A 9,669-nucleotide genomic window follows, 5' to 3' on the forward strand; every position below is an offset into this window, starting at 1 on the left:
CGCTACCGCCCGCCGGGTCCGCCGCGTCGATCCGTCGGCTCGTCCACCTGCTCGCGCACGGGATCCCCGTCCGTGAGCGTGCGCACCACCTGGTAGGGTCCTCCCACCACGATCTCGCCGGCTTCGAGGCCCTCGATGATCTCGAAGTAGTCCTGACCGGCGATGCCGAGCTTGACGGCCCGGAAGACGGCCACACCGTCCTGGACCAGGAAGACGCCCTCCACGGCCTGCTGCTCCTGCCCGGCGCGCGTGGTGTCACTGGAGAGCGCTTCGCCCTCCGCGTCGCGCGCGGTGACGGCGATGATGGGCGCCGCGACCACGTCGGCGCGTTGCTCGGTCACGATCTCCGCCGTCGCGGAGAGATCGGGACGGAGCTCCTCGGCCGCGTCGGTGAGCGTGATCACCACCTCGAAGTCGATGGTCTGCGTCTGTCCACCGGTGTTGGCGGAGGGCGGGCTGATGGCGCTGTTCCCGATCTCGGTGACCTCGCCCACGAACGCCCGGTCCGGGAAGGCGTCCAGCTCCACGCTGGCGCTGTCCCCGAGCGCGATCTCGGGCACGTCCGTCTCGTCCACCTCCATCACGGCCTCGATGACCGAGAGGTCGCTGATGGTGAGCAGCAGGCTGCCCGGGTTGTTCATCGTTCCGATGATCGCCGTCTCCCCCTGCTCGATGTTGAGGCGCGTGACCTTTCCGGTCATCGGGGCCCGGATCACCGTCTTGGCCAGGTTTTCCCGTGCCTCCCGCACGCTGGCCTCCGCCTGCTGCACGCCGAAGGACGCGGCCTCGCCCAGGGAGCGCTGCACCTCGAGGTTGGTCTCCGCATCCTCCACCTGCTGACGGCTGATCAGGGTGGAGTCGCGTGCCCACAGCTGCTGGGCCCGCTCGTGCTCGCGCTGCGCCCGCAGGAGGTTGGCTTCCTGCTGCTTCGCCTGCGCCGACGCCTGGCTCTGGCTGGCCTGCGCGCGCGAGAGTACCGCGTCCCACTGGGTCGGATCGATGCGCAGCAGCACCTCGCCTTCCTGGACGTCGTCCCCTTCGTCCACGTTCAGCTCCACGACGCGCCCGGAGACGTCGGCGGAGATGTCGACGGAACGTCGCGCGCGGATGTAGCCGTTGGCCGTCACGATCGCGACCAGGTCACGGCGCTGGATGGTCTCGAAGCGCACTTCGGCGCCCCGGTCCCTGGCATTGCGGACGCTCACGAACGCGGCGATCCCGAGCACGACGGCGACGGCGACGCCGATCAGCGCCTTTCTGGCAGTGGTCATTCGTTGGTCTCAGCGGCTGCGGAGGGAGGTGCCGACCAGCGACTCCAGGCTGGCCAGGTTCTCGTGGTAGGTGAAGACGGCATCGATGAGGGCCCGGTCCGCCTGGGCCTTCACGGTCTCCGCCTCCACCAGATCGATGAAGCTGACCGACCCGATGCGGTACTGCTCCTGCGCGAGTCGCAGCTGCTCGCTCGCGTACTCCTGGTTGCGCTGCTCGATCAAGGCGCCGGCATAGCCGTTGCGCACGGCGGCCAGGCCCGCCGCGATGTCCGTCTGCAGCTGGAGCTCCTGCTCGCGGATGCGCCAGCGCAGGTCGTCGCGCTGCACGCGCGCCACCTCGACCTGGCGCTGGCGATTGAGACCCTGGAAGACGGGCAGGCTCAAGGACAGCGAGAGGGACGGTGCGTTGCGGGTGAAGTCGAACGGGAAGACGTCGTTCGACGACTCGATGGCCTGACGCTGCGTGTCCGTGAACGCGAAGCGGGTGCAGTCCTCCGTGGGGAGCGGATCGGTGAGGCGCCGGAACAGCTCGTTGAGCGCCTCGCACTGGTCGATCTGCTGGTTGGCCTGCGACATGGCGCCCTGGATCAGGCTGGTGGTGTTGGAGGCCTGCCGGGCAAAGCCGCCGATGCTGGCCGACAGCGAGAGGCTCGGCAGGTATTCGGTGCGGGCCATCCGGACGCCCACGTCGGAGGCCTCCTCGTTGGCCCGCAGGGCCGCCAGCCCGGGATTGCCGTCGATGGCTGCCTGATAGAGCTCGTCCTCGCTCCACACGGGCTCGGCGAGCTCGAAGGACGAGGGGAGCACGAGCGTATCCCCGAGCGGCAGTCCCACGCCCTGGGCCAACCGCAACCGGGCGGTGTGCAACGTGGTCTCCGACTGCAGCAGGTTCACCTGTGCGCGCCCCACCGCGACCTCCGCCTGGGCCACGTCGAGCTGCGAGGCGGCGCCCACGTCGCGGCGGGCCTGGGCCAGGCGGGCGTTGAACCGGGCGCGCTCGAGCTCCTGGGCCGCGAGCGTCCGGCCCTGTTCGGCGCGCAGCACGGCCAGATAGGCCTGCGTGATGGCGAAGTCGAGTTGGGCTGCCCCCGACCGGACCGACGCCTCGCTGGCGTTCTGCTCCGCCTTGGCCTGCGACGGCGCCAGGAGCGTGCGGCCGTTGATCTGCAGGTTGCTGCTCAGGCTGTAGCTGGACGTGAGGTACGACGGCTGGTCCGCGAGCCCGAGCTGCCCGGCCGTGATGGCCCCGAACGACTGGTCCCCCACCCCCTGCCAGCCGATGCCTCCCCCGACGTTGAACGAGGGGATCCAGGACGCGTAGGCCGAGCGCACCTGCCAGGCGGCGGCGTCGAGGTCGTTGCGGACCTGGGCGTAGACCGGGCTGTGCCGGCGGGCCAGGTCCAGCGCCTCCTCCAGGGGCAGCGGCGAAGGAAGGGTGCTCTGGGCCTGCAGCGGTGCCGCAAGCACGAGCAACAGCGAGGACCACCAGCGGGTGGGCCGGATCGGCTTCATCGGGTTTCCCTGGCGTCGGGGAGGAGCGGGTGGCGGCGAGGCACGGCTGGCGCTACGGGCCGGGCCGTCGGCGGGTTTCACGGTCGGGTGCCCCCGCGGACTGCATCCCCTCGTTCGCCTGCCCCTACGGAGCGGCGGGCCCGTTCCTTCACGGGCGGGCCCGGGCGACGCACCGGGGAGCAGGATCCGTGGGCCGGCGCACCCGTCAGGGCACGCGGGTGCGTACGGCGCGGAAGGCGACCCCGCGCTCGGCGGTGCGCTCGACGGCCAGCACGCGGCCGGCGCCGTCGAGCCAGACCTCCAGCGCCGCGCCGTTGCTGGACTCGACCCGCATCCGCTGGGCGGAGACCTCGGTTCCGGCCACGCGGACGCTGCCCGCCCCGGCGTCGCGCAGCGTGACCGTGCCCGACTCCCCCTCGATGGGGACGAGGATGGGCAGCTGCCGGGCGCCGGCCCGGAGCCGGGCGGCGGCGAAGTGCAGGTGGTGGACCACGCCGGCGTCGAGGACGAGCATGCCGTCGGGGGCGCGCATCTCCCGGGCCCGCTCGCCCACCGAGGTCCGGCGGATCATGCTGAGCCGGCCGGGCGCGTCCTCTTCGTAGCGTACGTCCAGGGGCTCCGCGCCCGCGACCTGGGCCGTGTAGCGGACGACGTGCTCGTCGTCTCCGCGAAGCTCCAGCGCCGTCTCGGTGTCGCGCGGGCTGCCTCCGCCGGTGACGTGCACCCGGGCGCCGGCCACGACGCGGCGGTCCGCGCCGCTTCCCGAGGCCCGGATGGAGAACGTCTCGGTGCCGACCTCGGTATCGCCCTCGTAGATGGTGAAGGTCCCCTCGTCGAGGGTAACTTCCTGCGCGCGGAGCGCCTGGGCTCCCGCGAACAGGATGGAGACCCCCCACAGAACGAGAAGCACTGCGCGCATTGCGACGTTCCCGCGTTGAGGCCGTGCGGCCGGAGCGCTCCGGAGGGTCCGGAAGCGCACCGCCGATCCTACCCCCGCCCCCAAGGGGGGTTCAAGCCGCATGAGCGCCGCCCGCATGCAGACGCGCTGGGGCTGGGTCGCCCTGGGCTCCTTGCTCGCGTGGCTGCGCTGGCCCTCGTGGCTGTGGATCGCGGGCGCCCTGGGGGCCCTCGGTCTGGGCTGGGCGGTCGGGCGCTGGCGGGGGCGGGGCCCCCTGGCGCTGACCCTGCTCGCGGGCGCCGCGGCCGCCGTGGCCGGGGTGGGCGTCGAGACGCTACACCGGATCACGCAGGAGTGGCCCACCTATTGGTCGCGCCAGGAGGCGCAGGCCGGAGAGGCGCTCCAACAGCGCATCGAGGCCCTCATCGCGCGGGGGGATGCCGCGGTGGCGGACGTGGCGGCTTCGTCCGGCACCGTCCTTCCCACGCTGGAGGATCTGGAGGACGCGCGGGGACGGGGCGGCCTCTCCGCGCTGGCCGTGTACGATCTGTCCGGCGTGCCGCTCCTGTGGACGGGCGTCCACCACGGGGAGGTGCCCGAAGCGGTCCGCACCGACTTCCGCTCCTATCTCTACCACGAGACGCCGCTCTTCGGGTACCTCTACTTCACCCTGCCGTCGCCCGGCGGCCAGACGGTGGTGGTGGGTGCTGCGCTCCTGCGCGCGGAGCTGCCGGCCACGCTCGCCGCCGGCGAGCATGAGAGCTTCGCGTCACGCTTCCGCGAGGGGACGGGCGAGGAGATCCGGATCTCCACGGGCGAGCGGGTCCAGGGGCCGGCGGTGTGGGACTTCCGCTGGGAGGAGCGCACGCTCTTCAGCATGCAGGTGGTCCGACCGGCCCAGGCCGAGCGCTACCGATCCACCCAGGGGCGCTGGGCGCGCCGCGTCCTGGCGCTGGCCCTGGCCGCCTGGCTGGTCCTGCTGCGGCTGTCCCCGCTGAGCTGGCGCGTCCCGGCGGTGGCGCTGACCGTGGGCGCACTCGCCCTGCTCCTGCCGGTCGAGCGCCTCTTCGGCGTGCTGCCGTTCTTCTCCCCGGCCGACTACCTCCTTCCGGGACTCCCGGCGTCCCTGGGCCGGGTGATGCTGGTGGTGGGCGCGCTGGCCATCTGGCTCGGCCTGGTGAGCCCGCCCTCCCGGCGGGGAGGTCCCCTCGTCACGGCCCTGGCGACCGCGGTGGGCCTCCCGCTGCTGATCGGCTGGTTGGCCGCCGGCGCGTCGACGTCGATCCTGGCCGGCCCCGAGGCCCGCTGGATCGTCTACACCCTCGTGCTCGCGACCGCCGCCGCGATCGTCGCGGTGCAGGCCCTTTCGCTCGGTCGACCGCGCCGGGGAGATCACGGCCTCCGGATGGGCTGGCTCGTGCTCGCCCTGGGGGTCGCGGTGGGCGCTGCGCTGCTCCTCGGTCGACGCGTCCAGGCCGGTCTTCCGGTGGCGCCGCTATGGGCGGCGGGCTGGGCGGCGCCCGCCGCCCTGGCGGCGTGGGCGCTCGGCTCGCGGCCGGGGCGGCTCCGCAGCGCCGTCACGGTCGTGGCCGGCGCCCTCCTCGCGCTGTCGGCGGTCGTCCCCGTGGCGTGGGGTCAGCGGACGCAGGCCCGGATGCGCTCCGTGGGCGACGAGCTGACCCGGCTGGGGTCGGCCTCCGACCCGTACGTCGAGTTCCTGCTGGAGCGGGCCGGTGAGGAGATGCGGCGCCTCCAGGACGAGGTCGAGCGGCCCATCGAGCTGCTCTATGAGACCTGGCAGGCGTCGGGGCTCGCCGATGTCGAGATCCCGTTGTGGCTCACGTTGTGGGCCCCCGACAATCTCCCACGTGAGGTGCTGCCGATCGGGATGGGCACCGACACGCCGGATCTCTCCGCCGCGGACCTCGATCAGGCGCGGGCGAGCGGGCAGAGCGCCATCCGCCGGGTCGACCGCCCCGACCTGCTGTACCTCGGGATCTATCCCCTCGGGGACGGCGCGGTGGGAAGCGTGGCGATCCCGCCCCGGCGGGAGCTCGTCGGAACCTCCCCGCTGGGCCCGCTCTTCTCCGGCGTGGAGCGGACCCGGGACAGCCCCCTGTCGCTGGTTCCGGTCGAGTACGAGGGCGCCGCCGATGGGGAGGCACGCCTGGACTGGACCGCGGCGGACGGCGGGCTCACCGCCGAGCGCGTCGTGGCGTTCCCGGACGGCGCCTACCGCGCCCGGTATCGGCTGGATCTCTCCGGGACCTGGCTGGCCCTGGTGCGCGGAACGCTGCTCTTCGCGGGAGGCGTCGCCCTCGTGGGTCTCCTGTTCGCCGCTGGGCGCGCGGTCGAGCTGAGGCCGCAGGGAGGATACGGCATCGCCTGGTCCGGGGTGCTCACGTCGTTCCGCGGCCGGGTGACGCTGGGGCTGTTCGGCTTCTTCCTCCTCTCCACGGTCGTCATCGGCATCCTGGCCTTGCGCACGCTGGCCCGCGCGGCCGACCGGACGGCGGAGGCGCTCGCGACCCGGGTCGCCGAGGAGGCCGCCCAGTCCTTCCCGGGCCCCGGTCGCGATCTGGGCCCGCTCGCCGCCCAGGTCGGCGCGGACCTCCTCCTCTACCGCGATGGGGCCCTGCTGAGCGGCGCGGTCGTGGAGCTGGTGGAGCTGGGCATCTATCCGGGCTGGCTGCCGATGGACGTGCACCAGGCGCTCTCGGGGGGGCAGGCGTTGACGGCGTCCGCGCCGGGACAGGTGGGGCGCTGGCACTACGTCATGGCGTACCGCTCCCTCGGCGACGGCCGGGTGCTGGCCTCCCCGGCCTCGCTGCAGGTGGGGGCGACCGCGCTCCGGCGTCGCGAGACCTTCGAGGTGCTGGGCTTCATCCTGCTGCTGGGCGGCGCATTCTCGTTGGGGCTCGCCCTCCTGGTGGGACGGACCCTCACGCGCCCCATCGAGACCCTGCGCGTGGCCTCCGAGCGCGTCGGGGCGGGCAACCTGGAGGTCCGGCTGCCCGAGGAGCGCGAGGACGAGTTCGGCGCGGTGTTCCTGGCCTTCAACCGCATGGTGGCGCGTCTGGGAACCACCCGCGACGCGTTGACCCGCACGACGCGGCGCACCCAGGCGATCGTCGAGGAGGCTGCGACCGGCGTGATCGCGCTCGATCCCGAGGGCCAGGTCGTGCTCGTCAACCCACGGGCCGAGGCCATCCTGGCGGCGGACCTCGTCCCGGGCGAGGTGCTGCCGCGGTCGGCCGGCGAGCGAGCCCATGCCTTCGCGGCCTGGGTGGACCGCTTCTTCGAGGACGGGCTGCCCGAAGGCACGGTCGAGTTCGAGTTCGGGGAGCGGCGCGTCCGCGCCCGGGGCCGTCGGATCTCGCGCGCCGAGCCCCTCGGCGGTGCGGTCTTCAGCCTCGCGGACGTGACCGACGAGATGCGGGCCGAGCGCGTGCTGGCCTGGGGCGAGATGGCACGGCAGATCGCCCACGAGGTCAAGAACCCCTTGACCCCCATCAAGTTGAGCGTGCAGCACATCCAGCGTGCCTGGGACGACGGCGTGAACGACTACGGCACCGTGCTGCAACGCAACGTGGGGGCGATCCTGGGGGAGATCGACCGTCTCGCCGAGATCGCAGGCAGCTTCTCCCGCTTCTCCGCCCCCGAGGGGGAAGGCGAGGGCGCGCCGCTGGAGCGCGTCGAGGTGGGGCCCGTCGTCGCCGACCTGCTGGCGTTGTACGCCGCGCCGGAGGACGGCGTGCGCTTCGAGGCGGATATCGCGGCGGGCCTGCCGCCGGTGCGGGCGCGCGAAGCGCAGCTGAAGGAAGTCCTGGTCAACCTCCTCGAGAACGCGCGCACCGCGGTAGGCGAGCGCGGCACCGTGCGCGTCCAGGCGGAGGCGCGCGCGGGCCTGATCGAAGTCTGCGTCGTCGACGATGGCGTGGGCATTCCCGCCGCCGACCTCGCACGGGTGTTCGAGCCGCGCTTCTCCACCCGCTCGCGTGGCACCGGACTCGGGCTCGCCATCGTGCGGCGGCTCGTGGAATCGTGGGGGGGAAGCGTGAGCGCGGAGAGCGCCAGCGGCGAAGGGACGGTCGTCCGGATCCTGCTATCGCCTTGGCTCGCGGGTGCCGAGACTGGCGGGGCCGGCGCGGAGACGCGAGCTTGACGCCGTGACGCAACACTCCACCCCCGACGGCTCCACCCGGGGCCTGCGCCCGCCCGCGCGCCGCTTGGCGAGCGAGCCCCAGTTCCGTGGGTTGGACCGCACCGATCTCGGCGGCTGGATGGGCGAGCACGCGTCCGTGCTGGCGTCCCGCTGGCTGCTGGACGTCGACGCCCGCGCGGGAGGACTCGACCCGGAGGCGAAGGCGCTGCTCGGGGAGTTCTACGACGAGCTGCTCACGCTGCTCCCCGCCTGTCTCGGTCCCTATCGCACCCAGGTCGAGCCGTACTGGCGCCAGTGCGCCGAGCTGTACGGCTCCGTGGGCGCGATGCGGGGGTTGGCCGCCGGCGAGATCATCGACGAGTTCCAGCTGCTGCGGGAGGCGACCATCCGCTTGATGTTCGTCACGCCGCCCTCGGTGCGGGGGACGCCGATGCTCCTGCGGGAGATCCTGCGGCTCAACCGGATCATCGATCGGGGCGTGACGTTCGCCAACGTGGGCCACACCGACGCGCTCTTCTTCGCGCTGTTCCACGGCTCCGGCGCTCCGAGCAGCCTCTCCACGGAGCAACTCGCGGAGGTGCGCGACCAGCTCGCCACCATCCGGTCGGACGTGCGGCGGATCCTGGTCCACCTGCGCACCTGACGCGACGGGCGCCGGCGCGACCGCGCCGACGCCCGTGGACCCATCGCTCGGTCCCGGCTCCCGGAGCGTCCGCTCCGGACCGGGGCAGCTCCGAAGCGGCCCGCCTACAGCTCGCGCACGGCCTTCACCAGCCCCGACACCGCCTCCTTCGCGTCCGCGAAGAACATCATCGTCTTGTCCATGTAGAACAGGTCGTTGTCGATGCCGGCGAACCCGGGGCTCAAGCTCCGCTTGATGACGATCACGTTCCGGGCCCGATCCACGTCCAGGATGGGCATGCCGGCGATGACGCTCTTGGGATCGCGCGCGGCCGGGTTGACCACGTCGTTCGCGCCCACGATCAGCACCGCGTCCGTCCGCTCGAACTCGTCGTTGATGTCGTCGAGGTCGAACAGCTTGTCGTAGGGCACGTCGGCCTCGGCGAGCAGCACGTTCATGTGTCCGGGCATCCGGCCCGCCACCGGGTGGATGGCATACCGCACGTCGACACCCCGCTCGGCCAGGATATCCGCCATCTTGCGCAGCTCGTGCTGGGCCTGCGCCACCGCCAGGCCGTACCCGGGCACGACGATCACGGACTGGGCGTAGCCCAGCACCATGGCCGCCTGCTCCGCGTCGACGTCCCGGACGGGCCGATCGCCGCGCGAGATCTTGGCCGCCCCCTCGACCGCGCCGAACGCACCGAACGCCACGTTGGCGAGCGAGCGGTTCATGGCCTTGCACATCAGCTGCGTCAGGATGAGGCCGGATGCACCCACCAACGCGCCCGCGATGATCAGGATGTGGTTCCCGATCACGAATCCGGCCGCGGAGGCGGCCAGACCGGAGTAGGAGTTCAGGAGGGAGATCACGACCGGCATGTCGGCTCCACCGATCGGGATGACCAGCAGGATGCCGAGCAGCAGCGCGAGCCCGTTGAAGACCCAGAACAGCGTGGAGGACGGTTCCTGGGCCACCAGGAAGACGGCAATCCCGATGAGGCCCAGGAACAGCAGCGCGCTGACCGTCTTCTGGAGCGGGAACGTGATGGGGCTCCCGGTCATCATGCCCTGCAGCTTGGCGAAGGCGATGAAGCTCCCCGACAGCGTCACCGCCCCGATGAGCGTGCTCAGCATGAGGGTGGAGCCCTCCATGCCAGGCAGGCCGGACGGTGCCACGCTGAGACGCACGAACTCGGCGG

6 protein-coding genes are annotated in these 9,669 nt (G+C 72.5%); 2 read left to right on the forward strand and 4 right to left on the reverse strand.

Annotated features, from left to right (window positions below; all coding sequences use genetic code 11):
* Positions 1 to 2: 2 nt before the first annotated feature.
* The 3 genes from R3E98_21080 to R3E98_21090 form a co-directional block, all read right to left on the reverse strand.
* Positions 3 to 1,271 carry an efflux RND transporter periplasmic adaptor subunit gene (locus R3E98_21080; protein MEZ4425902.1) on the reverse strand — a complete coding sequence of 423 codons (1,269 nt, stop codon included), beginning with the start codon at positions 1,269 to 1,271 and terminating at the stop codon, positions 3 to 5.
* A 9-nt stretch (positions 1,272 to 1,280) separates the two neighbouring features.
* Positions 1,281 to 2,783, reverse strand: coding sequence for a TolC family protein (locus tag R3E98_21085; protein MEZ4425903.1), 1,503 nt, complete (start codon positions 2,781 to 2,783; stop codon positions 1,281 to 1,283).
* Positions 2,784 to 2,988: 205 nt separating this feature from the next.
* A complete protein-coding gene (locus R3E98_21090; GenBank protein ID MEZ4425904.1) occupies positions 2,989 to 3,702 on the reverse strand; it encodes a hypothetical protein in 714 nt (237 codons plus the stop codon).
* A gap of 100 nt (positions 3,703 to 3,802) precedes the next feature.
* On the opposite strand from R3E98_21090, the gene R3E98_21095 reads away from it, so the two are divergent.
* Both R3E98_21095 and R3E98_21100 read left to right on the forward strand, forming a co-directional pair.
* The gene (locus R3E98_21095) at positions 3,803 to 7,846 is read left to right on the forward strand and encodes an ATP-binding protein (protein ID MEZ4425905.1); all 4,044 of its coding nucleotides are present in this window, start codon (positions 3,803 to 3,805) and stop codon (positions 7,844 to 7,846) included.
* A gap of 4 nt (positions 7,847 to 7,850) precedes the next feature.
* Complete coding sequence (locus tag R3E98_21100; protein ID MEZ4425906.1) at positions 7,851 to 8,489, forward strand: hypothetical protein; 639 nt, start codon at positions 7,851 to 7,853, stop codon at positions 8,487 to 8,489.
* Positions 8,490 to 8,593: 104 nt separating this feature from the next.
* Here the strand turns inward: R3E98_21100 and R3E98_21105 are convergent.
* On the reverse strand, positions 8,594 to 9,669 hold a 1,076-nt coding region (locus tag R3E98_21105; GenBank protein MEZ4425907.1), incomplete at its 5' end, for an NAD(P)(+) transhydrogenase (Re/Si-specific) subunit beta.

This window comes from Gemmatimonadota bacterium, from assembly GCA_041390125.1.
Taxonomy (GTDB): domain Bacteria; phylum Gemmatimonadota; class Gemmatimonadetes; order Longimicrobiales; family Gaopeijiaceae; genus JAGQIF01.